The sequence below is a fragment of the Sinomonas sp. P47F7 genome, from assembly GCF_049332655.1.
Taxonomy (GTDB): Bacteria; Actinomycetota; Actinomycetes; order Actinomycetales; family Micrococcaceae; genus Sinomonas.
This window is the reverse complement of the sequence record NZ_CP186327.1, coordinates 2,355,395-2,379,580: the sequence shown is the minus strand read 5'-3', so window position 1 is coordinate 2,379,580 and position 24,186 is coordinate 2,355,395. Positions and strand designations below refer to the sequence as shown.

The window sequence follows — 24,186 nt, the reverse complement described above, 5'->3', positions numbered from 1 at the left end:
GCGTCCCAGCAGCGCTCAGCGGCACGGGCCGCAGAGGGAAGGTATGGAATGAGCACCGTTACCAACGAGACCACCGAGGCCATCGCGTCCCACGAGGTGAGCCTCACCGAGGTCGCCGCGGGCAAGGTTCGGAGCCTGCTCGAGCAGGAGGGCCGCACCGACCTGCGCCTACGGGTCGCGGTCCAGCCGGGTGGCTGTTCCGGCCTCATCTACCAGCTCTACTTCGACGAACGCATGCTCGACGGCGATGCCGTCCGCGACTTCGACGGCGTCGAGGTCGTTGTCGACAAGATGAGCGTGCCGTATCTCGCCGGCGCGACGATCGACTTCGAGGACACCATCTCGAAGCAGGGCTTCACGATCGACAACCCCAACGCGCAGGGTTCGTGCGCGTGCGGTGATTCGTTCCACTGATCGCCCCACAGCCCCTCATCGGCCGTGCCTTCCAACCGCTCCATTTGGAGCCTCGGAAGGCACGGCCGACGTGCATATGCGACATGTGGGCGATTCCTTTGGGTTAGCTGTAAGCTCTACGTCGAGTAGTAAAACTATGCCGTCGGGGAGAGTTTCTGCGGGTCATGCCGTAGGGGAGTGAGCCCCGGCCACAGCATCAAGAGGAAGGGCCGTCTGTGAGGTCGCAGAACCGAACCAGCAGCCAGCGCACTCGAATCATCGCGGTAGCCTCAGTTGCCGTTGTGGGAGCGCTTGCACTGTCTGGATGTACATCCCAAGTACAGAATGGCTGGCTGCCGGGGTCGCGGGACACGACGAGCAACACGGGCATGATCACGGACCTCTGGGTCAACTCGTGGATCGCAGCACTGCTCGTCGGGGCCGTCACGTGGGGCCTCATCCTCTGGTGCCTCGTCGCGTACCGCCGCCGCAAGGGCACTGTGGGCTTCCCACGGCAGACGAGCTACAACCTCCCGCTCGAGATCTTCTACACGGCGATCCCCCTCTTCCTCGTCGTCGTGTTCTTCTACTTCACCGACCGCGACCAGCGCGCGATCGACAACCCGAACCCCAACCCTGACGTCACGATCAACGTCGTCGGCAAGCAGTGGGCGTGGGACTTCAACTACAAGCAGGGCGGCGTCGTCAAGGACAACGTCTACGAGGCCGGCACGCAGGCGCACCTCACGGGGTCCGACATCGACCTCAGCAAGCTCCCGACGCTGTACCTCCCGGTCAACAAGAGCGTGACGATCGAGCTCACGTCCCGCGACGTCAACCACTCGTTCTGGGTGCCCGCCTTCCTCCAAAAGCGTGACGTGATCCCGGGTCACCCGAACACGATGTACTTCACGCCGCAGAAGGAAGGGACGTACGACGGCAAGTGCGCCGAGCTCTGCGGCGAGTTCCACTCCGAGATGCTGTTCCGTGTGAAGGTCGTCTCCGAAGCGGAATTCGAGGCTCACTTGGCCGGTCTGCCCAAGGGTCTGCTCGACACGACGTACGACCGCAACCCGGATCTCATCCAGAAGTAGGGGAAGAACGTGGCTACCTATACACAGTCGCCCTCAGCCGGGGCCCTCAGCGCACCGGTCGTGCCGAAGTCCAAGGGGCGGATCGTCGTCAACTGGATCACGTCGACCGACCACAAGACCATCGGGTACATGTACCTCATTGCGTCGTTCGTCTTCTTCTGCCTGGGCGGCGTCATGGCGCTGCTCATCCGCGCCGAGCTCTTCGAGCCCGGCATGCAGATCCTGCAGACGAAGGAGCAGTACAACCAGCTCTTCACGATGCACGGCACGATCATGCTGCTCATGTTCGCGACCCCGCTCTTCGCCGGCTTCGCGAACGTGATCATGCCGCTCCAGATCGGCGCCCCTGACGTCGCGTTCCCTCGCCTCAACGCCCTCGCGTTCTGGTTCTTCCTCTTCGGTTCAACGATCGCGACGGCGGGCTTCATCACGCCGCAGGGCGCCGCCTCATTCGGCTGGTTCGCCTACGCGCCCCTCTCGAACACCACGTTCACCCCCGGGGTGGGAGGTGACCTCTGGGTCTTCGGCCTGGCCCTCTCCGGTTTCGGCACCATCCTCGGTGCGGTCAACTTCATCACGACGATCATCTGCATGCGTGCCCCGGGCATGACCATGTGGCGCATGCCGATCTTCACGTGGAACACGCTCATCACCGCGATCCTCGTGCTCATGGCCTTCCCGCCGCTCGCCGCGGCGCTCTTCGGCCTTGGCGCCGACCGCCGATTCGGTGCCCACGTCTTCGACCCCGAGAATGGTGGCGCGGTCCTCTGGCAGCACCTGTTCTGGTTCTTCGGCCACCCCGAGGTGTACATCATCGCGCTGCCGTTCTTCGGCATCGTGTCCGAGATCTTCCCGGTCTTCAGCCGCAAGCCGATCTTCGGGTACAAGGGCCTCGTCTTTGCGACCATCGCCATCGCGGCCCTCTCGGTCACCGTGTGGGCCCACCACATGTACGTGACCGGCGCCGTGCTCCTCCCGTTCTTCTCCTTCATGACGATGCTCATCGCGGTCCCGACCGGCGTGAAGTTCTTCAACTGGATCGGAACGATGTGGAGAGGCTCGATCACGTTCGAGACTCCGATGCTGTGGAGCCTCGGCTTCCTCGTCACGTTCCTCTTCGGGGGCCTGACGGGCATCATCCTCGCGTCGCCGCCGCTCGACTTCCACGTCTCCGACACGTACTTCGTCGTGGCGCACTTCCACTACGTCGTCTTCGGCACGGTCGTGTTCGCGATGTTCGCCGGGTTCTACTTCTGGTGGCCCAAGTGGACGGGCAAGATGCTCAACGAGCGCCTCGGCAAGATCCACTTCTGGCTCCTGCTCATCGGCTTCCATGGCACGTTCCTCATCCAGCACTGGCTGGGCGTCATGGGCATGCCGCGCCGCTACGCGGATTACCTGCCGCAGGACGGCTTCACGTGGATGAACCAGTTCTCGACGATCTCCTCGTTCATCCTGGGCGCCTCGCTCATCCCGTTCTTCTGGAACGTGTACATCACGGCCCGCAGCGGCAAGCGCGTCACGGTCGACGACCCGTGGGGCTTCGGCGCCTCGCTCGAGTGGGCCACCTCGTGCCCGCCGCCGCGCCACAACTTCACGTCGCTCCCGCGCATCCGCTCGGAGCGCCCCGCCCTTGACCTCCACCACCCGGAGCTCTCTTTGGTCGGCGCCGTCCAGCACTCGCAGGCCGCCGCGGCGATCGCCGCAGACCGGAAGGACACGCACTAGTGAAAATCGAATCCTGGCTCTTCGGCACGGGAGTCTTCTTCTTCGTTCCGGTCGCGATCGTCTACGGCTTCCTCACCCACTGGGGCGAATGGGTCGGCATCATGGGCATGCTGCTCGTCGGTGGCCTCGCACTCATGATCGGCTCCTACCTCGGGGTGACCGCCCGCCGCGTCGGCACGCGCCCGGAGGACCGCGAGGACGCTGAGATCCACGAGGGCGCCGGCGAACAGGGCCACTTCAGCCCGTGGAGCTGGTGGCCCATCACCCTCGGCGCTGCGGCCGCGACGGGCGTGCTTGGCCTCGCGGTCGGCTGGTGGATCACGTTCATCGGTGCGGGGATCGCCATCGTTGCGCTCGTCGGCTGGGTGTTCGAATACAGCCGCGGAGACCACGCACACTGAGCCCCATGCCATCAAGGGCCCGGCTTCTTCGGAAGCCGGGCCCTTGTGCGTTCGGCGGAGCTGCGACCCCGCTCAGCGTGTAGCCTTCAATTGGTAAGAGCCGATCAGGAGGGGCGGAGTGGAAGAGGCCGACAGCATCGTCGGAAAGCTCGACAGATCCTCGAAGACGGCGGTATACGTGCAGCTCCGGGAGCTGCTTCGCGAGCACATTCAGGCCAACCTCTCGCCGGGGGCTCCTCTCCCGTCGGAGCGGGAATTGGCCCACCGGTTCGGGCTCGCCCGCATGACCGTGCGCCAGGCGATCGACGCCCTCGTGGCGGAGGGTGTCCTGGACCGCATCGTGGGGCTCGGCACCTTCGTGAGCCGCCCGAAGCTCGATCTGCAGATGAAGCTCACCTCGTACAGCGAGGAGATGCAGCGCCGCGGCATGGTCCCGGACGCGAAGGTGCTCAGCTTCGAGCAGATTGGCGCCTCAGCCCACCTCGCCCGTGAGCTGCAAGTGGAGGAGGGGACCGCCGTCGTGCGCTTTCGCCGCCTCCTGCTCGCGGATCAGGAGCCCATGAGCGTCGACGAGAACTACATCGTCGCGCATCGTGTTCCGGGCTTCGCCGACGGCCCGCCGCCCACATCCCTCTACCAGGTGCTGAGCGAGCGCTACGGGCTCGTCATGGAGTGGGGAGAGGACATGATCGAGGCGACGGCGGCGTCCCCCTCGATCGCACGGCTGCTCAAGGTGGACATGGGCGCCCCGCTGCTCAAGATCCAGCGGCACGCCTATGTGGCCAAGGCGATGGTCGACTACTCGGTCTCGTACTACCGGGCCGACCGATACAAGCTCTGGGTGCCTCTCCAGCGGCCCGGCGTCCGCTCGCCGCGCACGTACACGACGCAGAGGTTTACGGGCTAGCATGCGCGGGCTGGCGACTCCTGACGGGGTCCCAGTAGATCTCGCCGAAAAAGCAACGCGAAGGACTGAGCCCCAGGTCAGTCGGCACGGGCGGCGCCGTTGAAACGGGGACCACATATGAAACGTCGGCTGCGGTGGGGCCGAAGCGCGTCAGGGGTTGTTCAGGTAGGCGAGGACAGCAAGGACGCGGCGGTTGTTGTTGTCGTCATCGGTGATGCCGAGTTTGCCGAACAAGGAGGTGGTGTACTTGCTGATGGCGCTTTCGCTGAGGAAGAGCCGTTGGCCGATGGCCTGGTTGGACAGTCCTTCGGCCATGAGGCTGAGCACGGAGTGTTCGCGTTCGGTGAGCTGTTCGAGCCGTCGATTCGAGGATCCGCTGGACAGTAGTTTGGCAATCACGGCCGGGTCCATGGCGGTCCCGCCGGCGGCGACGCGTTCCAGGGCGTCGATGAACTGGTCGGCGTCGAAGACGCTCTCTTTGAGGAAGTAGCCGATGCCACCGGCGCCGTCGGCCAGGAGCTCGCGGGCGTACAACTGCTCGACGTACTGGGAAAGGATGAGGACCGGCAGTCCGGGCTGTTCGCCGCGGGCGGCAAGAGCCGCGCGCAGGCCCTCATCCGACTGGGTCGGTGGCATGCGGACGTCGACGACGGCAATATCCGGCCGCCACGTCAACAGCGCGTGCAGCGTCTCGGGTCCGGTGGCTGCGGTCGCCACCACCTGGTGTCCATATGCCTCGATGAGGCGAACCATCCCGTCCCGCAGGAGGTACAGGTCTTCGGCTACAACGATCCGCACGGCACCATCATCCTCGCCCGGGTCGGGCCGCCTTCCGGGCTGGTGATCTCCAGGGCGCCGTCGAAGACTGCGAGGCGGCGGCGCAACCCCGCGAGTCCGCCGTCGGCTCGCAGGCTGGCTCCGCCGCGGCCGTTGTCTTCGACATCGATGACGATGCCGGTGTCGTCCCGGCGGATGGAGATCCGGGTGCGGGTCGCGTGGGCGTGCTTGACCGCGTTGGTCAGCAGTTCGGCGATGGCGAAGTACAGGGCGGACTCGATCGGCGGGTCCAAGCCGAGTTGAAGGTCTGCGCTGACTGCCGCTTCGAGCGGGCTGTCCAAGGCAAGAGCGCGAACAGCATCCACGAGCCCTCGGTCGTTCAGCACGGGTGGGTTGATTCCCTTGACCAGTTCGCGGAGCTCGGTCAGCGATGCGGTGGCACCGGCTCGCGCTTCCCCCATCAGCGCCTTGGCCTGGGCAGGGTCGGTTTCCATCAGCTTCTCGGCGGTCGCAAGGGAGAGCCCGAGGGAGACCAGGCGGGCCTGTGCCCCGTCGTGCAGGTCCCGCTCGATCCGGCGGATCTCGGCGGCCTGGGCGACCGTCGCGTCCGCGCGTTGGGCGGTCAGCTCGTCCACCCGGTCCGCCAGTGCCATCGCGGGCGACGGGCGCAGGAAGCGGACGGCCACCGGCCCAACACACCGCCAGGCGTACGGAGCACAGGCGATGGCCACGACCAGGCCGAGCGTCCCGACGACGCGCGCGGCCGCCCCCGGCTGGCCGAGCCCGAGGATCGCCACGGCCACCCCGGCAGGCGGGAGGGACGCGACCACGCCCACGGTGAGCGGCGCGATCACCGTGAACCGCAGGTCGCGCCAATTGGCGGGGTCGCTCCACCGGACCCGCCACTTCTGATCCAAGAGGGCGTTGCGGCGGGTGCGCTCGTAGCTGAAGCCGTTCCACCAGTACCCGGTGGACATCCGCGTTACCGGCCCGGCCTGCCGATATCCGGCGGGGATGGCGGTGGCCGTCCACCTCGCGACGAGGAACCGGACCATCCGGCAGACCGGGCGGGACAGGGCGAGGGTGCCCCCGCACGCCAGCACGACCGGCGCAACCCACGACCACGGGTTTCCCGCCCCCCACCAGATCCCCAGCGCCACGGCGGCGGCCCACACGGCCGGGACCAGCATGCTGATGGCCGCCACGACGCATGCCCGTACGAACCCCACACTGGCGCGCGCCAGCCACGACCCCGGCTGTCTCATGATTCTTCCTTCGCTTTCCGTTCGGTGCTCCCACTGTGCACCATGCGGGGCCCGTTACCCCCTTGGTCAGCCGGGAAGTGGGGCTATCCCCACCCACCCGTGGGTCCAGGGGGATGCCGCGTCGGCCGGGCGCTTCCTAGCATCGGTGAGTATGGAAACCAACAAGCACACTACGACCGCGGCGACGCTCCTCAACAGCCCCCGCACCCGAGAAGCCTTCGACACGGCGAAGAACAACGTCAAGGTCTATGGCGCACTCAGCGCCGTCGCCCTCCTGACGGTCATTGTGGTGTCCACCAGCGGTCACATGGTGAACACGTTCATGTGGGTCCGGGCAGTCCTGCTGCCCGTAGTCGCCGTGCTGATCTACGGGATGACCGTCTCCGCCTCCCGGGGATCTCGACGGGCCTTCGAGCGCGTGAGCGCCCTCGCCGTCATCATGCCGATCGCGATCATCGGCGTCGACCTGATCCCGGATGTCTGCCCGCCGTGGTACGCCGTGATACAGGCCGTCTGCATGCTGCCCATCATCCGAGTCGTGTTCATCACCCGCGGCTCCGAACTGCGCGCCGCCTTCCCCAAGTCACGCTGACCCCGTCAGCTGCTGCGTGCTTCCCGACCTCGAACTGCCATCGGCCACTCCCACCCCACTCGATCAACGCAGACGAGCACCGCCACTGTCTCAGCTCACGCCACACTCTCGCCGAACGACGAGAAAGGGCCCTGCAGCAGGTGCTGCAGGGCCCTTGGGGTCTCTCGAGATCAGTGACCGGAGCTCGGCGCCGACTCGATGGCCTCGTGATGGCCGTGCGCGTGCGCGGCCTCGAGCTCGGCCTGAGTGACCGGAGCCACGCGGTCCTCGAAGAACCACTTGGAGAGCTGCGCCCGGCGGCGCTCCCGGCGGTCCACGACGCCCTTCGCGTTCGGCTGCGCCGGCAGGATCTCCGGCGAATCGAAGGTGACGAGGCGGTAGCGCTTGTAGGGATCGAGCGGTGCGTGAACCTCGATGAACTCACCGTGGGGGAGGCGCACGATGCGACCCGTCTCACGGCCGTGCAGCGCGATCTCACGGTCCTTGCGCTGCAGCCCGAGGGCGATGCGCTTCGTGACGACGAACGCGATGACCGGGCCGATGAAGAACAGCGCACGCAGCCAATAGGTCACATCGTTGAGCGCCACGTGGAAGTGCGTCGCGATGAGGTCGGAGCTCGCCGCGGCCCACATGACGCAGTAGAACGTGAAGCCAGCCATGCCGATCGCGGTGCGCGTGGGAGCGTTGCGCGGGCGGTCGAGGACGTGGTGCTCGCGCTCGTCCTTCGTGATCCAGCGCTCAATCCACGGGTACGTGAACAGGACTGTGAACACGATTCCGGCCGGCACCAGCGCGGGGAGGAGGACGTTGAGCGTGAGTGTCTGCTGCCCGAACACCACAAACTCCAAGTGCTGACGGTAACCGCCGAGGGCGCCGAGGACGCCGGGCATGAGGCGCAACGCGCCGTCGACCCAACCGATGTACCAGTCAGGCTGCGTGCCTGCGGACACGGGGGAGGGGTCATACGGCCCGTAATTCCAGATCGGGTTGATCGTGAACGCGGCGGCAATCGCGGCCAGCACACCGAAGACGATGAAGAAGAAGCCGCCGGCCTTGGCCGCATACACCGGGCCGAGCGGGTAGCCAACCACGTTGCGGTCGTTGCGGCCCGGGCCGGGGTACTGCGTGTGCTTGTGCACCACGACGAAGATGAGGTGCAGCGCCACAAGTCCGAGAATCATCGCGGGGATGAGCAGGATGTGGAGCACGTACAGGCGGCCGATGATCGCATTGCCTGGGAACTCGCCGCCGAACAGGAAGAACGAGATCCACGTGCCGATCACGGGGATCGACTTGATGACGCCGTCGATGATGCGGAGGCCGTTGCCCGAGAGGAGGTCGTCGGGGAGCGAGTAGCCCGTGAAGCCCTCTGCCATGCCGAGAATGAGCAGCACGCCACCGATCACCCAGTTGATCTCACGCGGCTTGCGGAAGGCGCCCGTGAAGAACACGCGCAGCATGTGCACGGACATAGCGGCAACGAAGAGCAGGGCGGCCCAGTGGTGCAGCTGGCGCATGAACATGCCGCCGCGGATCTCGAACGAGATGTGCAGCGAGGACTGGTAGGCCACCGACATGTCCATGCCCCGGAGCGGCACATACGAGCCGTCGTAGGTCGTCTCCGCCATCGACGGGTTGAAGAAGAACGTGAGGAACGTCCCGGAGAGGAGCAGGATGACGAAGCAGTACAGCGCCACCTCGCCGAACATGAACGACCAGTGGTCAGGGAAGATCTTGCGTCCGAACTCCCGCGTGACGCCAGAGAGGCCGGTGCGCTGGTCGACGAAGTCGGCGATACGGCCGACCTTCGTCGGCGGCTGGTAGGTAGGTGAAGCGTTGCTCACGAGTACTCACGCTCCCAGTAGCTCGGTCCAACAGGTTCGTGGAAGTCGGAGGTCGCGACGAGGTACCCGTCCGTGTCGACTTCGATCGGCAGCTGGGGGAGCGGGCGGCTCGCCGGGCCGAAGATCACCTGGCACTCGTGCGTGAGGTCGAACGTCGACTGATGGCACGGGCACAGGAGGTGGTGGGTCTGCTGCTCGTAGAGGGCCACGGGGCAGCCGACGTGCGTGCAGATCTTGGAGTACGCGACGATGCCGTTGTAGCTCCAGCTTTCGCGCCCCTTGGAGATGTTGAGGTCCTCGGGGTTGAGGCGCATGAGCAGGACGACGGCCTTCGCCTTCTCGTTGAGCTTGCCTTCCTTGAGGTCGTTGAGCCCCTCCGGGATGACGTGGAATGCCGAGCCGATCGTCACATCCGACGCGCGGATGGGCGTGCCGTCGGGGTCGCGCGTCAGGCGGACCTTCTTGCCCGTCTGCGCATTCGGCGCCCACATCGTGTGGCGCAGCTTGTCGTTGGCGTTCGGGCCGAGGTCGCCGAAGACCGCGAGTGCCGGCAGCGGGGCGAGGGCGAGCGCACCAATGAGGGTGTTGCGGATGAGGGGGCGGCGCTTGATGCCCGTCTCCTCGATGATGTCGTCGACGATGCGGACCGCGGCAGCGCGGTCCTCCTCGGTCCGGACCGCGTGGCGAGCCTCGGAGACCTCGTGATCGGGCATGAGAGCCTTCGCCCAGTGGACGATTCCCGTGCCGATGCCCAGCATGGCAAACGCCGTGCTGAGACCGAGCAGGATGTTCTGCGTCCGAATGGTCTCAATGCTCGAATCGTGCCCAAGCTCGATGGCGAAGTACGAGATCAGGAACGCCACGGTTCCGATCGCGGAGATGACGAACAGCGCCGTCACCTGACGCTCGGCGCGCTTCGCGGCCCTGGGGTCGGTGTCAGCCAGGCGCGGGCGGTGCGGCGGGATCCCCGGATCCTCGAACTGCCCCCCGGCCTGACCAGCCGTAGCTACGGTGCCCCCTTGCTGTGGGGCGCCGTCACTAGGGTTGCCCATATTTCCCCTCATCCTTCCTTGGCCCCGGTGGTCCCGGGGACGATATTCAGATCAATGCCGCGAGGCGGCCGAAATTCGTGGCGTTCGCCGGTCAGGACGTCCGCGAGGTGAGCCAGATGGTGAACGCGATGATCACGCCGAGGCCCGCGACCCAGATGAACAGGCCCTCGGACACCGGACCGAGCGAGCCGAGGTCCGCGCCACCGGGCGAGCCCTGCTTCTGGATGGTCTGGAGGAACGTGATGATGTCGCGCTTGCCCTCGGGAGAGATGTTGGCGTCGCTGAACACCGGCATGTTCTGCGGGCCGGTCACCATGGCCTCGTAGATGTTCTGCGCGGGCACGCCATCGAGCGCCGGCGCGAACTTGCCTCGTGTGAGCGCGCCACCGGCGGCCGCTGCGTTGTGGCACATGGCACAGTTGACGCGGAACAGTTCGCCACCGTGCGTCGCATCGCCCTTGCCGTCAAGCATGGCCTGATCCGGGAGCGACGGACCGGCACCGAGCGAGGCCACGTAGGCCGCGAGCTGGCGGGTCTGGTCGGCGTTGAACTGCGCCGGCTTGCGCTGGGCCTGCGGGCCCGACATCTGCATCGGCATGCGGCCCGTGCTCACCTGGAAGTCAGCGGCAGCGGCGCCGACGCCCACGAGCGACGGCCCCGACGAGGAACCCTGGCCGCCCATGCCATGACAGGTCGCGCAGTTCGCCACGAAGAGCTTCTGGCCCTCGCTCACATCGGTGGCGGAGAAGCCGGTGTCAGCCTTGGCCTGGTTTGCAGTGCTGGCCACCGAGTAGAGGACGCCTGTCAAGAGGAGGCCCATGACCAGCAGTGCGACCACTGCCAGCGGATGCCGCCGCTTCTGTGAGAGTGCCTTCACGTAATCGTTCCTATCCGTCTGTTCTGCAGCCCCGGGGGCGCGTGCTCAAAAGTTCTTCTGCCTGCCAATGGCAGGTGCCTACCTGAGGACGTAGATGACCAGGAAGAGCCCGATCCACACGACGTCGACGAAGTGCCAGTAGTACGACGTGACGATGGCAGACGTCGCCTCGTAGTGGCCGAAGCGCTTCGCGGCGAACGCCCGCCCGATGATGAACAGGAAGGCAATGAGGCCGCCGATCACGTGGAGGCCGTGGAAGCCGGTCGTCATGAAGAACGCGGACCCGTAGGCGTTCGCATCGAGCGTGACGTGCTCGGCGGTGAGCATCGTGTACTCGGTGGACTGGCCGGCAACGAAGAAGGCGCCCATGAGGAACGTGAGCACGAACCACTCGACCATGCCCCAACGCAGGAAGTCGAACGCACCGCCGCCCCGTCTCGGCTGGAGACGCTCCGCGGCGAACACACCCATCTGGCACGTGAACGAACTCGCCACGAGGACGATGGTGTTCACGAGCGCGAACGGGAAGTTCAGCTTCTCCGTCGCGTTCCCCCACAGGTCAGGCGAGGCGGCGCGGAGGGAGAAGTACATCGCGAACAGACCGGCGAAGAACATCAGCTCGCTCGAGAGCCACACAACGGTCCCCACGGAGACCATGTTGGGGCGGTTCAGCGTGGGATGTGCCGGGGTTGTCGGGGCATGAGTCGCTGTCGTCACAAGGACATTATGTCTACAAACGGCGGGTTCGCCCAACGCAAACCGCCTCTTCGGGGAAGTTTTTCTACAAACCCTCGAAATTCCGCGGAACTCGGCCGGGGCGTCATCCGTTCGCCCGCAGGCAGGGGGATCGATAGCATCAGGGGGTGACCACTCAGGAACCCGCAGCTACCCTGTCGCCCAGCTGGCGCAGTCTGATCGGAGCGCTCGTCAAGGGCGAGCACCTCACGCGCGAGCAGACCGCGTGGGCCATGGACACGATCATGGGCGGCAACGCGACGGATGCGCAGATCGCGGGCTTCCTGGTAGGACTCAGGGCCAAGGGCGAGACCGTCGAGGAGCTCACGGGGCTCGTCGAGACCATGGTGAGCCGGGCGACGTCCATCTCCGTTTCCGGGGAGAAGCTCGACATCGTCGGCACGGGCGGCGACATGCAGAACACGGTCAACATCTCGACGACGGCGGCCCTCATCTTGGCCGGCGCCGGCGCGAAGGTGGTCAAGCACGGGAACCGGGGGGCTTCGTCGTCGTCCGGGGCCGCAGACGTCCTGGAGGTGCTCGGCGTCCGCCTCGACATGACCGTCGACGAGGTGGTCGCCTCGGCGGAGCAGTGCGGCATCACGTTCTGCTTCGCCCAGGTCTTCCACCCGTCGTTCCGTCACGCCTCGGGACCGCGCAAGGAGCTCGGGATTCCCACTGCGTTCAACGTGCTCGGCCCGCTCACCAACCCGGCCCGCGTCCAGGCCTCGGCGGTCGGCGCGGCCGATGTCCGGATGGCGCCGGTCATCGCGGGCGTCCTTGCCGCGCGGGGGAGCCGGGGACTCGTCTTCCGCGGTGACGACGGCCTCGACGAGCTCACGGTGACGACGACGTCGCGCGTCTGGGAGGTACGCGAGGGAGCGGTTCGGGAGTCCGTCCTCGACCCCGCGGACCTCGGCATCCCGCGCGCAAGCCTCGCCGACCTTCGCGGCGGCGACGCCCGGCACAACGCCGGCGTGGTGCGCAGAGTCCTGGCGGGGGACAAGGGCCCGGTGCGCGACGCCGTCGTCCTTAATGCCGCCGCCGGTCTCGTCGCCTACGACACATCCGCCAACGGTCCGCTCGTCGAGCGACTCGCCGCAGCGAAGGTGCGCGCAGAGGTGGCCATCGACTCAGGCGCGGCCGAGCGGGCACTGCAGGCTTGGGTCGAGTTCAGCCGCTCCTGAGCGCCTGAGGACCTGCTCGAGGCGGGTCTACTCGAGTCCGATCGAGAATGCCGCCTCGAGATCGTGCCGCGAATAGGCGCGGAACGCGATGTGAGTGGTCGTCTCTACGACGCCCTCGACCTTCGAGAGGTGATCGGCGACGACGTCGGCGAGATCCTCATGCTGTTGGACGCGCGCGATCGCGATGAGGTCCCAGTCGCCCGTGACCGAGTAGACCTCGCTGATGCCGGGGATGGCCGAGATCTTCTCCGCCGCCTCCGGGATCTTGTCCGAGTCCGTCTGGATGAAGACGAATGCCGTGATCATGGTCCTCCGATCGGTGTGTGCTGCAGCATCCACCCTATAGCGAGTGGACAGCTCTACGCGCGGCGGGCGGCCCGGCGGATCAGCCACGCCACGGCCCGCCAGCCGAGGAACGCCACGCCGAGCACGCTCGCCGCGACGATGAGGAACGGCACCGCGAGGCCCGCTCCGGTCGCTCCGCGCAGGATCATTCCGATCACGTACGTGCCGAGCCAGACCGCGACACCACCGGGCCATACACGGAGCGGGCTGCGGCGGACCGGCGGAAGCGCCCACGCGACGAGGAGCCCCACGAGGAACGGCCACGCCGTGAGCAGCACCCCGAGAATCGGGTTGCCTTCGCCGTGGAACTCGCGCCCGGTTCCCGCGAAGGCGAGGACGACGACGACGTCCCCCACGAGAGCGAGGACTGACGTTCGGGCGCGGGTGGTCGTCGGAGAGGCATTCGTGGTCATGGTTAAAGCGTACGAGGCGAAACTGGGCGCTCCTGACGACGAATCCCTGGGCCAAGCCCTTCACCCCGGAGCCGCGCCACGGAAGAATCCGAAGGGTTCAGGCCCATCACGTCACACCGAGGAGAAGCCATGCCGGACATTGTCCCCTGCCTGTGGTTCGACACCCAGGCCGAAGAAGCCGCGAACTTCTACGTCTCGATCTTCCCCAACTCGAAGGTCACGAACGTCGACCACTACGGCGAGGCCGGCCCTCGCCCCGCCGGGACCGTCATAACCGCCTCGTTCGAGCTCGACGGGAAGCCGTTCCTCGGGCTCAACGGCGGCCCCGAGTTCACGTTCTCCGAGGCCGTGTCGATGCAGGTGTTCTGTGCCGACCAGGCCGAGGTGGATCACTACTGGGACTCGCTCACCGCCGACGGCGGGCAGGAGAGCCAGTGCGGTTGGCTCAAGGACCGCTTCGGGTTCTCATGGCAGATCGTGCCGACCCGGCTCACGGAGCTCCTCCAGGATCCTGATCCCGGCCGGGCTCAGCGCGCCATGGGCGCCATGCTGCAGATGAACAAGATCGTCATCGCGGACCTCGAGACCGCAGCCGACTCCGCCGGACTGAGCTGACGCAAAGTCGCGCGCCCGAACTGTCGAAAACCGGCGTACCCGATCGTCCAGTTGGTGAGGGCCAACCACGGCCCCACCGAAACAGGAGGCGAACAGCCATGACGCAGTACCTCATCAGCATGTATCAGCCCGACGGCATCGTGCCGCCGCCCGAAGTCCTCGGGCCCATCATGGAGAAGATCGGGGCGTTCAACGAGGATCTTCAGGCCGCGGGGGCGTGGGTCTTCGGCAACGGGCTCCTCGACCCCTCGTCGGCAACGGTCCTCAAGCGCAATGGCGGCGAGGTCCTCGTGACGGACGGACCCTACCTCGAGGGCAAGGAACACCTCGGAGGCTTCGACATCATCGAGTCTCCGGACCTCGACGCGGCCCTCGCGTGGGGGAAGCGGCTCGCTGAAATCACGGGGCTCCCCATCGAGGTGAGGCCGTTCGCCTCCCGACGTGACTGAAGCCCCGACGCCGACAGACTCCGTTGCGGCCGTGTTCCGCGAGGAATACGGCCGCGCGGTGTCCGTCGTGCTGCGCACTACGCACGATCTGGGGCTCGCCGAGGAGGCCGTCCAGGAGGCGTTCGCCGCCGCCTTTCAGCGGTGGCCCTCCGAAGGCCTGCCCGAGCAGCCCGGTGCGTGGATCATTACGACGGCGCGGCGCCGCGCCGTCGACCGTTTTCGGCGGGACGCCGCGCGGGGCGAGAAAGAAGCGCAGGCCGCGCTCCTGCGCACGGAGGCCGAGCCCGAACCGGACGTCTTCGGCGACGATCGGCTCAAGCTCCTGTTCGCGTGCTGCCATCCCGCCCTTGCCATGCCGGCGCGTGTCGCCCTCGCGCTCCGCGTCCTCGGCGGGCTGACGACGGCGCAGATCGCCGCCGCGTTCCTGCTCCCCGAGGCGACCATGGGCCAGCGGATCTCCCGCGCCAAGGCGAAGATCCGGGACGCCGGGATCCCCTATCGCGTCCCGTCCGCGGGCGAGCTGCCCGAGCGGCTTGCCGGCGTCCTTTCCACGATCTATCTCATCTACAACGAGGGGTATTCGGCCGAGCTCGGCGCCCCGCCCGCACGGACAGGGCTCCGGTCCGAGGCGCTTCGTTTGGCCAGGACGACTTCACGGCTGCTCCCTGAGGAGCCCGAGCCCGCGGGCTTGCTTGCGCTGCTCCTGCTCTCGGAGTCGCGGCGCGAGGCCCGGTCCGGGGCCGACGGTGTGCTCGTGCTGCTCGGCGAGCAAGACCGCGGCCGGTGGGACACAGCGCTCATCGCGGAGGGGCTCGCGATCGTTCGGCGATGCCTACAGCTCGGCCGGCTCGGACCGTACCAGCTCCAGGCCGCGATCCAGGCAGTGCACAGCATCGCGCCGTCCACCGAGGCGACAGACTGGCGGCGGATCGTCCGCCTGTACGACCTGCTGCTCGACGTGTCGAATGGGCCAATCGTGCGTCTGAACCGTGCCGTGGCCGTCGCCGAGGTCGAGGGGCCAGACGCCGCGCTCGAGCTCGTAGACGGCCTCGAGCTGGGTGGCTACCACGTGTTCCACGCGGTCCGCGCGGACCTGCTCCGGCGGCTAGGGCGCGTGCACGAGGCGGCGGATGAATACACCGAGGCGGCTCGGCTCTCGCCCAGCGCGGGGGAGCGGCTTCTGCTCGACGCCCGACGGCGCGCGCTCGGCCAGGCGTGAAGCCTTCGCGCCGGCAGGCCGTTCGGCGGAAGCCAACGCCCACAGGACGACGAGCGCCGTAAGCAGCGCCGCCGCGACGTGGGCCACGACGAGGAGGTGCACGTCTGTCTCGCTTGCTGCGGGAGCGCTCGCGGACGAGGGGGCGGTCGACCCACCGTGATGGTGGCCCGCGGCGGGAAACAGCGGGGCGTTGGCCCCTGCGAGCGCCGTGAACACGACATGGAGGATCTGCTGCACGAGCGCGCTTGCGATGCCGATGCCCCACGCCGGAAGAGGCAGCCGCGCGGCGACCGCCGCGCCCAGACTCACGAAGGCCACGAGGGCGAGCACAACTGCGGTGGGCGGTGCGGCGCCCCCCGAGGCGATATGTGCGGCGAGCCCGAGAACGACGGCGGCAGGGCCCGCCGTGAGGGCTGCTGCCGCGGAGCGGCGACGGGACCGGCTGCTCGCGTTGATCACGGAAGGCATTCGGAGCGCCAGCCCGGGAGGATTGGCCGGGGGATCGGCCGGAAAGTTTCGTTCCGTCAGGCCGACGGCGGGACGCGGTGAAGTGCGATGAGAAGCGAAGCCATCTGGCGAGCACGCTCGGCTGCGTGGGCGTCGCCCTCCGCTGCCGCGACAATCGAGCCCTTGATGAGGATGTGGCACGACCAGGCGAAGTCCTCGGCGTTCCGAAGCCCAGCTGCGCTCGCGAGGGCCGCCATCTGGCTTCGCGTGCGGGCGAGGTAGTCTATGCTCGCTCTGCCGAGCGGATGGTTCGGCCCCATCTCCATCATGACGTGGAGGAAAGAGCTGACCTCGGCTGCGCCCTGCTGGAACCACTCGTTGAACACGTCGAAGATCGCGAGGAGGGCCGCATCGCCGGCACCGCCGCGCCGGGCGACCGCGGCTTCGATCGCCGCGCTCCGCGCGTCGTACCATCGCTCGAGGTACGCGAGGGCTAGTTCGTCCTTGGACCTGAAGTGCTTGTAGAAAGTCGCCTTGGCGACGCCGGAGCGAGCGATGAGCTCGTCGACGCCGACGTCGCGAATGCCCCGGCGTGCGAACAAGTCGTACGACGTGGCGAGGATTCTCTCGCGCGCTCCGACGGCGGGCTTGTGTTCAACGGCTTGAGGCTCCACGGCACCATGATAGGAGCAACCCGCTGTAGACAGAACGCCCTGTCTGCACATAGCGTCCACGCCATGGCTGGTCCGTCGGGCGGGAGAGCCACCTGTCAGCTGGCGACGGACCGAACGAGGGCATCCAGAATCGCCACCTAGCCGGAGACGAGCCGCTCCCGGGCCTCTGGCTCGGCCACCCATTCGGCGCGGTCGATCTCCGGAAAGTCGCGCAGGATCCCGGACCCCTTGGGCCATTCCATCGCGAACGTGTTGCTCCGAACCTCTCGCGGCTCGAAATGCGCCTCGGCGGCAAAGACGGCGATGATCTTGCCCGACGGTTGGCGGAACTCGCCGAGCGACCGATAGTCCGCGTCCGGCGGGGCGGAACCGATCTCCTCGGAGAACTCCCGCAGGGCCGCCGTGAACGGATCCTCGTCCGCGCCGTACTCGCCCTTCGGAATCGACCACGCGCGCAGGTGCTTGCGCGACCAGAAGGGCCCTCCCATGTGGGCGATCCAGACCTCGAGACCGGCGCCGTCGGTCCGGCGGTAGAGGAGGAGGCCCGCGCTGCGAACGGTCATGAACCTAGGCTACGGCCGCATCTCGCGGGCGAGCGCCCATGGCGTCAACCCATGATTGACGATTCGGCACCGTCAATCCATGGCCCGGTCGGTGCGCTTCTATGCCGCGGCGGGCATGCCGAACCAGGCGGTCAACGCGTGGGGGAGTCCGGGATCCGAGGGAGCTCCGGCCCAAGCGACGTAGCCGTCGGGGCGGATGAGCACCGCCTCGGGATCGGCGACCTCGCCGAGCACGGGGAGCTCCCAGCGTCCGCGGCATACGGCGTCCATCAGGTCGACGCGATCGGCCCACGGGGTGATGTCGAGGCCTGCGGTCCCGCCGAAGTTCACGAACACCGGCCGCGCGCTGTGGAGCAGCGCGAACATGCGAACCGGACCCTCTGCGGTGTTCAGCTCGAGATCGGGCATGCGGTGCCCGAGCAGCGGGTGGCCGTCGCCGAGGCCGTCGCCGAGGCCGTCGTGGATGTCGTCGCCGAGGCCGTCGTGGATGTCGTAGCGAATATCGAGCCCCGACGACATGGCGGCGAACCGCTTGCGCGGCTCGTCCATCTCCAGCAGCTCAGTCAGGAAGCCCCGTAGCGCCTCGATGCGCGCGTCACTCCGGGTGAGTGCGGTCTGCGCCATGGTGCTCTGCAGGACGCGGGCGGCCACCGGGTAGCGCTCGGCCTGATACGTGTCGAGCAGGCTTTCCGGCGACGTCCCGTTGACTACTTGGGCGAGCTTCCAGCCGAGGTTGACTGCATCCTGGACGCCAAGATTGAGCCCCTGGCCTCCGACCGGGTAGTGGATGTGCGCGGCGTCGCCCGCGAGCAGGACCCGGCCCGCACGGTAGGACGCCGCCTGCCGAGTCATGTCAGTGAATCGCGAGATCCAGATTGGGCTGTGCACGCCGAAGTCGGTGCCCCAGACGGAAATGAGGGCGCGGCTCACGTCCTCGAGCGTCGGCGTGAGGGTCTGGCCCACGTACTTCTCGCTCACGACCATCCGCACGCGCTTGCCGTCGTCGGTCGGGCCGATGGCCTGGGTGCCGTTGTCGTCGTGGCGGACGCCCCATTCGGGCTCGTCCCGCAGCTCCACCTCGGCGATGAGAGAGCTCACGGACGGGTCCCAACCTGGAAAATCGATTCCGGCACTCTTTCGGATCAGGCTGCGCCCTCCGTCGCAGCCCACAAGATAGGCGGCCCGAAGCGAGCGACCGCCGGAAAGCTCGACGACCACGCCGCCGTCGTCCGCGGTGAAGCCGAGCACCTCGCAACCGCGCTCGATCCGCACCCCGAGCTCTTCAACCCACGTCGCCAGAATGCGCTCGGAATGGTCCTGCCCCAGCGCGAGGCCGTACGGGTGGCGAGTGGGGAAGTCGCTGAGGTCCAGACGGACTCCCGCGAAGCCCTGGATCTGCATGGTCTGTCCCTCGGCGAGGAATCGATCGGCGATCCCGCGTTGGTCCATGATCTCGATCGTGCGCGCATGGAGCCCGCCCGCACGCGATCCGTGCCGCTCCTCGTCCTCGCGCCGCTCAACAATTGCGACATCGACGCCGGCGAGCGCCAACTCGCCAGCCAACATCATCCCAGTGGGGCCCGCGCCGACAATGACCACTGCTCTCTCGTCATCATTCACAGCGAGCATTGTGGACCCGCGAGGGGGCCTTGCGGGAAGGCCCCCTCGCCCCGATAACCTGAAGGTGGAGAAGTGCTGTGGAGCCTAGCGATGCTGACGGCACCGCAGCCTTTCGGAGGAAGGTGCCTAGTGCAGCGTCCTTCGCATGAGCCAGCGGACGGCGCCCCCTGAATGGGCCTTGGTGGGCTGGATGATTTCGAAGCCGTGCGCTCGGAAGAGGTCGGTGGTGCCCACATAGCCACTCGTGACATCGAGATGCTCGCCGGTCGTTTCGGCGGGGTAACCCTCGACGAGTTCTGCCCCTGAGGAGCGGGCATGCTCTACCGCGCCCTCAAGCAGCTCGTGCATCAACCCTCTCTTGCGGTATCTGCTGCGTACTACGAAGCAGACGATGGCCCAGGGATCGTACTCCTCGTCCAGATGCGGAATGGTGTGCGAGTTCAGGAGTCGCCGATAGCTCGACTTCGGCGCGACCGAGCACCAGCCGGCCACATCACCGTCGACATAGGCGAGCACTCCCGGTCCTGGCTCGCGCGAGCATTCATCCCGCATGTGTGCGATGCGACCGGGCATGTCGAGCCGGCCGTCCCGATACGCCGTGCACACGCAACCGCCGGCGCCCGGTTTGCGGGGCACCATGAACGAGGCGAAGTCCTCCCATCGCCCGGACGCTGGAAGCACATCTACCGCCATGCGATCAGGGTATCCAACATGGCGATCGGCGCTGAGGGGCGGAAGAGCGCTCGCGTTTCGCGAATGGGCGATCGACTGCCTAACCTCGGGGGAGTCGACAGTCGAACGACGAGAGCGCAGGAACAGATGGCGGCACGGGCGCTATGGATCACGGGCGGCGGAAGCGGCATGGGGCGCTCGATCGCGATGTCCGCTGCAGCGGCGGGCTGGGCGGTTGCTTTGAGCGGGCGGCGCCGGGACCAGCTCGACGGGGTCGTCGCGGAGATCACCGCATCGGGCGGCACCGCGATCGCTCTGCCACTCGACGTGCGGGACCGGGAGGCCGTAGTCGAAGCCGAACGGCGTCTGCTCGACGAGTTGGGGCGCCTTGACGGGCTGGTGCTCGCGGCCGGACTCAACGCTCCGCGACGGCGTTGGGCCGATCAGGAGTTCGCCGAGTTCGAGCAGATCGTCGCAACGAATCTCGTCGCGACCACGAGCGTGCTGGATGCCGCCCTGCCGGACCTTCGCGCGGCCCACGGTGTCGCCGTCGTCATCTCCTCCTATGCGGGGTGGACGTTCCAGCCCGGCGCAGGCGTCGCCTACTCCGCGAGCAAGACGGCCCTCGCCTCGCTCGTGCGCACCCTGAACCAGCAGGAGGCGGAGCACGGTGTGCGCGCCTGCCACCTTTGTCCTGGAGATGTTGCGACCGACTTCCTCACCCAGCGCCCGGCGGTGCCGGACGCCGCGGCGCGCTCTGTCATGCTGACGCCGGAGGACATCGCCCGCGCCGTCCAGTTCGTGCTCGATGCCCCTGCGCACGTGCGGGTCGACGAGCTCGTCGTCTCGCCGATCTCACAGACGTGAGCTAAGAGGCCTCCTCTGACAGTCTGGGCCTCACGTCCGTCTCCGCGTCGGCGCCGAGGCCGGCGCTGGCCTGTTCATGGCGGGCCCGAAGCTCTTCGACGATCGTGGCGTGGCGGGCGTCCGTCAGTTCGTAGAAGAACATCATGGCGCCCGCGGCTGCGCCGAGGACCGCGGGGATCAGTCCGGCGGCGATCTGAATGCCGGTCACCGCCTGCGCGGACTGCACCGCGGAGTGGCCGTCGTAGCCGCCCCAGGCGAGCGCGTAGCCAGCGAGGGCGCCGCCGATCGCCTGACCGGTCTTGCGGGTGAAGGAGAACAGCGAGTAGATGATGCCCTCTGATCGGACCCCGGTCTTCCATTCCCCGTATTCGACGGTGTCGGCCTCGACTGCCCAGACGACGATGCCCACGCCGGACATGCCGCCCACCGCGATGACGAAGCCCAGGAACGCGATCCATGTGAGGGATGTGGGCGTGAACATGACGAGCAGGCCACCGACTACCCCCACCGCCACGAACACGATGTAGATGGACCGCTTGCCGAATTTCGACACGAGCGCGGGGACCCACGCGCTGAGCGCGAGGGTCAAGACGAGCTGGACGATGGAGAGGACGGGAACCAGGTTGAGGCTGTGCAGCGCATCGCGGAAGTAGTAGACCTGCACGGTTGAGAGAGACAGCAGGCCGGAGAGGTAGAGCAGCGAGGAGATGCACAGCATGAGCAGCGGCTTGTTGCCCTTGAGGGTCTGCATGCTCTGCCTGAAGGACACCTTCGGCACCTCCCGGACCACGTTCTCGCGGGTGGTGAAGAAGGTGAGGAGGTAGAGCGCGACGCCGACGACCATGAAGACGATCGTGAGCGTGGTGAAGATGGGCTGGAGACTCGTACCCGCCTTCAGCAGGGGAGCGACGAAGACGCCCAGCGCCGCGGAGACGAGGAGGGCCCCGACGGTCCGCGCAGAGGCGAGCTTGGCGCGCTCTTTCGGCCGTTGCGTCATGGCCGAGGCCATCGAGCCGTACGGAATGTTGACGAGCGAATAGGCGAGTCCTAGCGCCGCGTAGGCAATGTACGCGTAGGCGAGCTTCCCGCCCGCACCGATCTCGGGGATGTGGAAGTTCAGGAAGGTCAGGATCATGAGCGGCGCGGAGCCGAACAGGATGAACGGCCTGAACTTCCCCCAGCGCCTCGTGTTGGTACGGTCCACGAGGCGGCCGGCAAACAGGTCCGAAAAGGCGTCGAAGAGCCGCACCACGAGGAAGAGGGTGCCGGCCGCCAGCGCCGGGATGCCAGCGGTATCGGTGAAATAGACGAGCAGGAACATCGAGGTTGTGGTGAACGCCAGGTTGTTGGCGGCGTCGCCCGCTCCGTAGCCGATGATGCTCTTGAGAGGCAGTCGGTCCTTGCCGGCGATGCCTGTGCCCGGGGTCTGGGGTGCTGTTGAAGACGTCATTGTCAGGTCCTTGATTCTGGGCAGACGCCGTCAGCGGGCCTGCGGCTTCTTGTCTTTGATCTGGGTCCAGCGACGGCGCAGGCTGTGTGCGGCGGCCTTTGGCCGCCGGTCGCGCGTGAAGGCCCCCTTCTTGTTGCCGTCCACGCGGATGATCCCGTCGGACGTCTGGAAGTCGGCGAAGTTCCACACGTGCTCTCCGACCAAGGCCTCGACCCGGTCGAAGACGCGGTGGTACATGTCCAGGAAGGCGGACTGGTACTCCTCGCTCCACGGCTGCTCGTACAGGGAGTGGAGGCCCGGCATCGTGTCTGCCCCGTATTCGGTCATGATCATGGGCTTCCCGTGCCTGGCGACCCAGGCTGTGAGCTCCTTCTCGAGTTCGGTCTCGGCGGCTGCGAGATCGCCCGTCTGCAGATACCAGCCGTAGTAGCGGTTGAGCATGATGACGTCGAAGAGGTCGGTGATGACGTCCTTGTCCGGGGTGTCGAACATGACGTTCACGAAGCCGATCGGGCGGGTGGGATCAAGCGCGCGGGCCAGCTTCGCGAGCGGCTCGAAGTACGCCCGCGCTCCCTCCTCGGAGGAATTGGGCTCGTTGGCGATCGACCACAGGACTACGGACGGATGGTTCTTGTCACGGGCGATGAGTTCTTCGATCACGCGTCCGTGCGAGCTGGCCGTCTCGTCATTGACGAAGTGCGGACCGTACGTAGACTTCGCGCCATCACCGAACACGTTCGCGAACGCGCCGTTGAGGCCCACGGCCGGGGTCTCGTCGATCACGACGATGCCGTGCCGGTCCGCGTAGTCCATGACCTCCTCCGAGTACGGGTAGTGAGAGGTGCGGAAGGAGTTCGCGCCTACCCATTCCAGGAGCGAGAAGTCATTCACCATCTGCGCGGGGTTATGGCCCTTGCCGATCGTGACGTGGTCCTCGTGCATGCCGAAGCCCTTGAAGTAGAAGGGCTCCCCGTTGATGAGGAACTGCGTGCCCTTCACCTCGACAGTCCGGACACCGAACGGCTGGGCGTAGGAGTCGAGGACGGTGCCGTCGGACAGCACTTCCACCACGAGGCTGTACAGATAGCCCTTCCCGGGCTGCCAGAGGACGACGGCGGGAATCGCCAAGGTGCCCTTGGCGCCGTCGCCCGTGGCGACTTCGTTCCCCGCGGCATCAAGGACGCGAACCCGCACGGCGGCGCCGTGCGCAGCCTCCGAGACCGCGATCTCGTAGCCCACCGTGCCAGTGGTTCCCTCGAAGCCGGTCGCCACGGTGATGTCCGCGACTCGGGCGGCAGGGGTGCTGTAGAGCCACACGCTCCGGTGGAGGCCCGAGTAGTTGTAGAAGTCGTGCAGATAGCTCTGCCTGCGGCGCCCGTCCGGGGCGTCAGTGACGGTGCCCGGCGGGATCGTGGCTTGGGTGAGCTCGTTGTTGACGGCGACGCTGAGCCGGAAGGAACCGCCCGCCGTGACGTGTTCGGTGATGTCCGCCTCGAAGGGCGTGTAGCCGCCCTGGTGCTCGACAACGAGAGCCCCGTCGATGAAGACCTTGGCCCCATGCGTTGCCGACTCGAAGCGCAGCCATACTCGGTCGCTGGCCCAGCCACGCGGCGCGCGAACCTCACGCTCGTACCAAACCCAGCCGACGTGGTCGCGGATCGCCTTGTCCGCGAAGACGTCGTTGTAGCTGGCGGGGACGCCCATCTCGAGATCGGTGTCGAGACGGGCGTTCTGCCACCCCTCGCGGAATCCGGAGCCGGCGGCATCGACCTTGAACCGGTACAGCCCGTCCAGGCTGACGAGTTCGCGGGTGGGGCTGTTCTGGGGCTTGAGCAAGGGCATCCTTCGCGTCGTTGCGTGATCGGGGGCCCATTTGCGCTTCCGCGAGGACCCCTGGCCATCAGCGGCCTGTCTCTTGGAGATTAAGTGACGGAAGCTGATGCTGGCAATCGATTGCCAACGGTTGCCGCGAGGGTCACGATCTTGGGGAGGGGTAGGGG

Annotated in this window: 26 protein-coding genes; 11 read left to right on the top strand and 15 right to left on the bottom strand. The window is 67.0% G+C overall.

The window, feature by feature from the left end:
• Nucleotides 1–48: 48 nt before the first annotated feature.
• The 5 genes from ACOKR1_RS11135 (at nucleotide 49) to ACOKR1_RS11115 (ending at nucleotide 4,523) form a co-directional block, all read left to right on the top strand.
• Nucleotides 49–414 (top strand): HesB/IscA family protein, encoded by a 366-nt coding sequence (locus ACOKR1_RS11135; RefSeq protein WP_415855627.1) that lies wholly within the window; start codon nucleotides 49–51, stop codon nucleotides 412–414.
• A 215-nt stretch (nucleotides 415–629) separates the two neighbouring features.
• On the top strand, nucleotides 630–1,487 hold the full coding sequence (gene coxB / locus ACOKR1_RS11130; RefSeq protein WP_422933145.1) for a cytochrome c oxidase subunit II: 858 nt from the start codon (nucleotides 630–632) through the stop codon (nucleotides 1,485–1,487).
• 9 nt (nucleotides 1,488–1,496) lie between these two features.
• Nucleotides 1,497–3,215, top strand: coding sequence for a cytochrome c oxidase subunit I (gene ctaD / locus ACOKR1_RS11125; protein ID WP_422933144.1), 1,719 nt, complete (start codon nucleotides 1,497–1,499; stop codon nucleotides 3,213–3,215).
• On the top strand, nucleotides 3,215–3,616 hold the full coding sequence (locus ACOKR1_RS11120; protein WP_415855624.1) for a cytochrome c oxidase subunit 4: 402 nt from the start codon (nucleotides 3,215–3,217) through the stop codon (nucleotides 3,614–3,616). Before ctaD ends, ACOKR1_RS11120 begins: the two co-directional genes overlap by 1 nt.
• Before the next feature lie 118 nt (nucleotides 3,617–3,734).
• The gene (locus ACOKR1_RS11115) at nucleotides 3,735–4,523 is read left to right on the top strand and encodes a GntR family transcriptional regulator (protein ID WP_415855623.1); all 789 of its coding nucleotides are present in this window, start codon (nucleotides 3,735–3,737) and stop codon (nucleotides 4,521–4,523) included.
• 150 nt (nucleotides 4,524–4,673) lie between these two features.
• On the opposite strand, the gene ACOKR1_RS11110 is transcribed toward ACOKR1_RS11115, so the two are convergent.
• Both ACOKR1_RS11110 and ACOKR1_RS11105 read right to left on the bottom strand, forming a co-directional pair.
• Nucleotides 4,674–5,321, bottom strand: a complete 648-nt coding sequence (locus ACOKR1_RS11110) for a LuxR C-terminal-related transcriptional regulator (RefSeq protein WP_422933143.1) — start codon at nucleotides 5,319–5,321, stop codon at nucleotides 4,674–4,676.
• On the bottom strand, nucleotides 5,306–6,565 hold the full coding sequence (locus ACOKR1_RS11105; RefSeq protein ID WP_422933142.1) for a sensor histidine kinase: 1,260 nt from the start codon (nucleotides 6,563–6,565) through the stop codon (nucleotides 5,306–5,308). The genes ACOKR1_RS11110 and ACOKR1_RS11105 overlap by 16 nt, the downstream gene beginning before the upstream one ends.
• Before the next feature lie 151 nt (nucleotides 6,566–6,716).
• On the opposite strand from ACOKR1_RS11105, the gene ACOKR1_RS11100 reads away from it, so the two are divergent.
• Nucleotides 6,717–7,157, top strand: coding sequence for a hypothetical protein (locus ACOKR1_RS11100; protein ID WP_422933141.1), 441 nt, complete (start codon nucleotides 6,717–6,719; stop codon nucleotides 7,155–7,157).
• A gap of 170 nt (nucleotides 7,158–7,327) precedes the next feature.
• On the opposite strand, the gene ACOKR1_RS11095 is transcribed toward ACOKR1_RS11100, so the two are convergent.
• The 4 genes from ACOKR1_RS11095 to ACOKR1_RS11080 form a co-directional block, all read right to left on the bottom strand.
• Nucleotides 7,328–9,001, bottom strand: a complete 1,674-nt coding sequence (locus tag ACOKR1_RS11095; RefSeq protein WP_422933140.1) for a cytochrome b — start codon at nucleotides 8,999–9,001, stop codon at nucleotides 7,328–7,330.
• A complete protein-coding gene (locus tag ACOKR1_RS11090) occupies nucleotides 8,998–10,053 on the bottom strand; it encodes a Rieske 2Fe-2S domain-containing protein (RefSeq protein WP_422933139.1) in 1,056 nt (351 codons plus the stop codon). Before ACOKR1_RS11090 ends, ACOKR1_RS11095 begins: the two co-directional genes overlap by 4 nt.
• Before the next feature lie 91 nt (nucleotides 10,054–10,144).
• Nucleotides 10,145–10,930, bottom strand: coding sequence for a c-type cytochrome (locus tag ACOKR1_RS11085; protein ID WP_415853836.1), 786 nt, complete (start codon nucleotides 10,928–10,930; stop codon nucleotides 10,145–10,147).
• 78 nt (nucleotides 10,931–11,008) lie between these two features.
• Nucleotides 11,009–11,647, bottom strand: coding sequence for a cytochrome c oxidase subunit 3 (locus ACOKR1_RS11080; protein WP_422933138.1), 639 nt, complete (start codon nucleotides 11,645–11,647; stop codon nucleotides 11,009–11,011).
• 146 nt (nucleotides 11,648–11,793) lie between these two features.
• Here ACOKR1_RS11080 and trpD point away from each other — a divergent pair, with 146 nt between their 5' ends.
• Nucleotides 11,794–12,852: an anthranilate phosphoribosyltransferase gene (gene trpD, locus ACOKR1_RS11075; protein ID WP_422933137.1), complete on the top strand. Its 1,059-nt coding sequence runs from the start codon at nucleotides 11,794–11,796 to the stop codon at nucleotides 12,850–12,852.
• A gap of 27 nt (nucleotides 12,853–12,879) precedes the next feature.
• Here trpD and ACOKR1_RS11070 read toward each other — a convergent pair whose 3' ends face one another.
• Nucleotides 12,880–13,158: an Lrp/AsnC family transcriptional regulator gene (locus ACOKR1_RS11070; protein WP_422933136.1), complete on the bottom strand. Its 279-nt coding sequence runs from the start codon at nucleotides 13,156–13,158 to the stop codon at nucleotides 12,880–12,882.
• A 53-nt stretch (nucleotides 13,159–13,211) separates the two neighbouring features.
• Entirely contained in the window at nucleotides 13,212–13,610 is a 399-nt protein-coding gene (locus ACOKR1_RS11065; protein ID WP_422933135.1) for a DUF3054 domain-containing protein, read from the bottom strand.
• A gap of 129 nt (nucleotides 13,611–13,739) precedes the next feature.
• On the opposite strand from ACOKR1_RS11065, the gene ACOKR1_RS11060 reads away from it, so the two are divergent.
• The 3 genes from ACOKR1_RS11060 (at nucleotide 13,740) to ACOKR1_RS11050 (ending at nucleotide 15,893) form a co-directional block, all read left to right on the top strand.
• The gene (locus ACOKR1_RS11060) at nucleotides 13,740–14,225 is read left to right on the top strand and encodes a VOC family protein (RefSeq protein ID WP_422933134.1); all 486 of its coding nucleotides are present in this window, start codon (nucleotides 13,740–13,742) and stop codon (nucleotides 14,223–14,225) included.
• Between the two features lie 98 nt (nucleotides 14,226–14,323).
• Entirely contained in the window at nucleotides 14,324–14,674 is a 351-nt protein-coding gene (locus ACOKR1_RS11055; protein ID WP_422933133.1) for a YciI family protein, read from the top strand.
• The gene (locus ACOKR1_RS11050) at nucleotides 14,667–15,893 is read left to right on the top strand and encodes an RNA polymerase sigma factor (protein ID WP_422933132.1); all 1,227 of its coding nucleotides are present in this window, start codon (nucleotides 14,667–14,669) and stop codon (nucleotides 15,891–15,893) included. Before ACOKR1_RS11055 ends, ACOKR1_RS11050 begins: the two co-directional genes overlap by 8 nt.
• Here ACOKR1_RS11050 and ACOKR1_RS11045 read toward each other — a convergent pair.
• The 5 genes from ACOKR1_RS11045 to ACOKR1_RS11025 all read right to left on the bottom strand — a co-directional run bounded on the left by ACOKR1_RS11045 (nucleotide 15,780) and on the right by ACOKR1_RS11025 (nucleotide 19,890).
• Nucleotides 15,780–16,352 (bottom strand): hypothetical protein, encoded by a 573-nt coding sequence (locus ACOKR1_RS11045; RefSeq protein ID WP_422933131.1) that lies wholly within the window; start codon nucleotides 16,350–16,352, stop codon nucleotides 15,780–15,782. The two genes, ACOKR1_RS11050 and ACOKR1_RS11045, sit on opposite strands and share 114 nt — an antisense overlap.
• Nucleotides 16,353–16,417: 65 nt before the next feature.
• Complete coding sequence (locus tag ACOKR1_RS11040) at nucleotides 16,418–17,014, bottom strand: TetR/AcrR family transcriptional regulator (protein WP_422933130.1); 597 nt, start codon at nucleotides 17,012–17,014, stop codon at nucleotides 16,418–16,420.
• Nucleotides 17,015–17,151: 137 nt separating this feature from the next.
• Nucleotides 17,152–17,577: an NUDIX domain-containing protein gene (locus tag ACOKR1_RS11035; RefSeq protein WP_422933129.1), complete on the bottom strand. Its 426-nt coding sequence runs from the start codon at nucleotides 17,575–17,577 to the stop codon at nucleotides 17,152–17,154.
• Between the two features lie 99 nt (nucleotides 17,578–17,676).
• On the bottom strand, nucleotides 17,677–19,197 hold the full coding sequence (locus ACOKR1_RS11030) for an FAD-dependent monooxygenase (protein ID WP_422933128.1): 1,521 nt from the start codon (nucleotides 19,195–19,197) through the stop codon (nucleotides 17,677–17,679).
• Between the two features lie 126 nt (nucleotides 19,198–19,323).
• On the bottom strand, nucleotides 19,324–19,890 hold the full coding sequence (locus ACOKR1_RS11025) for a GNAT family N-acetyltransferase (RefSeq protein WP_422933127.1): 567 nt from the start codon (nucleotides 19,888–19,890) through the stop codon (nucleotides 19,324–19,326).
• 126 nt (nucleotides 19,891–20,016) lie between these two features.
• Between ACOKR1_RS11025 and ACOKR1_RS11020 the strand changes: the two genes are divergently transcribed.
• A complete protein-coding gene (locus ACOKR1_RS11020; RefSeq protein ID WP_422933126.1) occupies nucleotides 20,017–20,736 on the top strand; it encodes an SDR family oxidoreductase in 720 nt (239 codons plus the stop codon).
• 1 nt (nucleotide 20,737) lies between these two features.
• On the opposite strand, the gene uidB is transcribed toward ACOKR1_RS11020, so the two are convergent.
• The gene (uidB, locus tag ACOKR1_RS11015; RefSeq protein WP_422933125.1) at nucleotides 20,738–22,186 is read right to left on the bottom strand and encodes a glucuronide transporter; all 1,449 of its coding nucleotides are present in this window, start codon (nucleotides 22,184–22,186) and stop codon (nucleotides 20,738–20,740) included.
• A gap of 30 nt (nucleotides 22,187–22,216) precedes the next feature.
• Nucleotides 22,217–24,022 (bottom strand): beta-glucuronidase, encoded by a 1,806-nt coding sequence (gene uidA / locus ACOKR1_RS11010; RefSeq protein ID WP_422933124.1) that lies wholly within the window; start codon nucleotides 24,020–24,022, stop codon nucleotides 22,217–22,219.
• Nucleotides 24,023–24,186 lie beyond the last annotated feature (164 nt).

Coding starts and splice junctions, on each gene's coding strand:
- ACOKR1_RS11135 (WP_415855627.1), top strand. CDS start 49: ATGAGCACCGTTACCAACGAGACCACCGAGGCCATCGCGTCCCACGAG.
- ACOKR1_RS11105 (WP_422933142.1), bottom strand. CDS start 6,565: ATGAGACAGCCGGGGTCGTGGCTGGCGCGCGCCAGTGTGGGGTTCGTA.
- ACOKR1_RS11100 (WP_422933141.1), top strand. CDS start 6,717: ATGGAAACCAACAAGCACACTACGACCGCGGCGACGCTCCTCAACAGC.
- ACOKR1_RS11090 (WP_422933139.1), bottom strand. CDS start 10,053: ATGGGCAACCCTAGTGACGGCGCCCCACAGCAAGGGGGCACCGTAGCT.
- ACOKR1_RS11070 (WP_422933136.1), bottom strand. CDS start 13,158: ATGATCACGGCATTCGTCTTCATCCAGACGGACTCGGACAAGATCCCG.
- ACOKR1_RS11065 (WP_422933135.1), bottom strand. CDS start 13,610: ATGACCACGAATGCCTCTCCGACGACCACCCGCGCCCGAACGTCAGTC.
- ACOKR1_RS11060 (WP_422933134.1), top strand. CDS start 13,740: ATGCCGGACATTGTCCCCTGCCTGTGGTTCGACACCCAGGCCGAAGAA.
- ACOKR1_RS11055 (WP_422933133.1), top strand. CDS start 14,324: ATGACGCAGTACCTCATCAGCATGTATCAGCCCGACGGCATCGTGCCG.
- ACOKR1_RS11035 (WP_422933129.1), bottom strand. CDS start 17,577: ATGACCGTTCGCAGCGCGGGCCTCCTCCTCTACCGCCGGACCGACGGC.
- ACOKR1_RS11025 (WP_422933127.1), bottom strand. CDS start 19,890: ATGGCGGTAGATGTGCTTCCAGCGTCCGGGCGATGGGAGGACTTCGCC.
- ACOKR1_RS11020 (WP_422933126.1), top strand. CDS start 20,017: ATGGCGGCACGGGCGCTATGGATCACGGGCGGCGGAAGCGGCATGGGG.
- uidB (WP_422933125.1), bottom strand. CDS start 22,186: ATGACGTCTTCAACAGCACCCCAGACCCCGGGCACAGGCATCGCCGGC.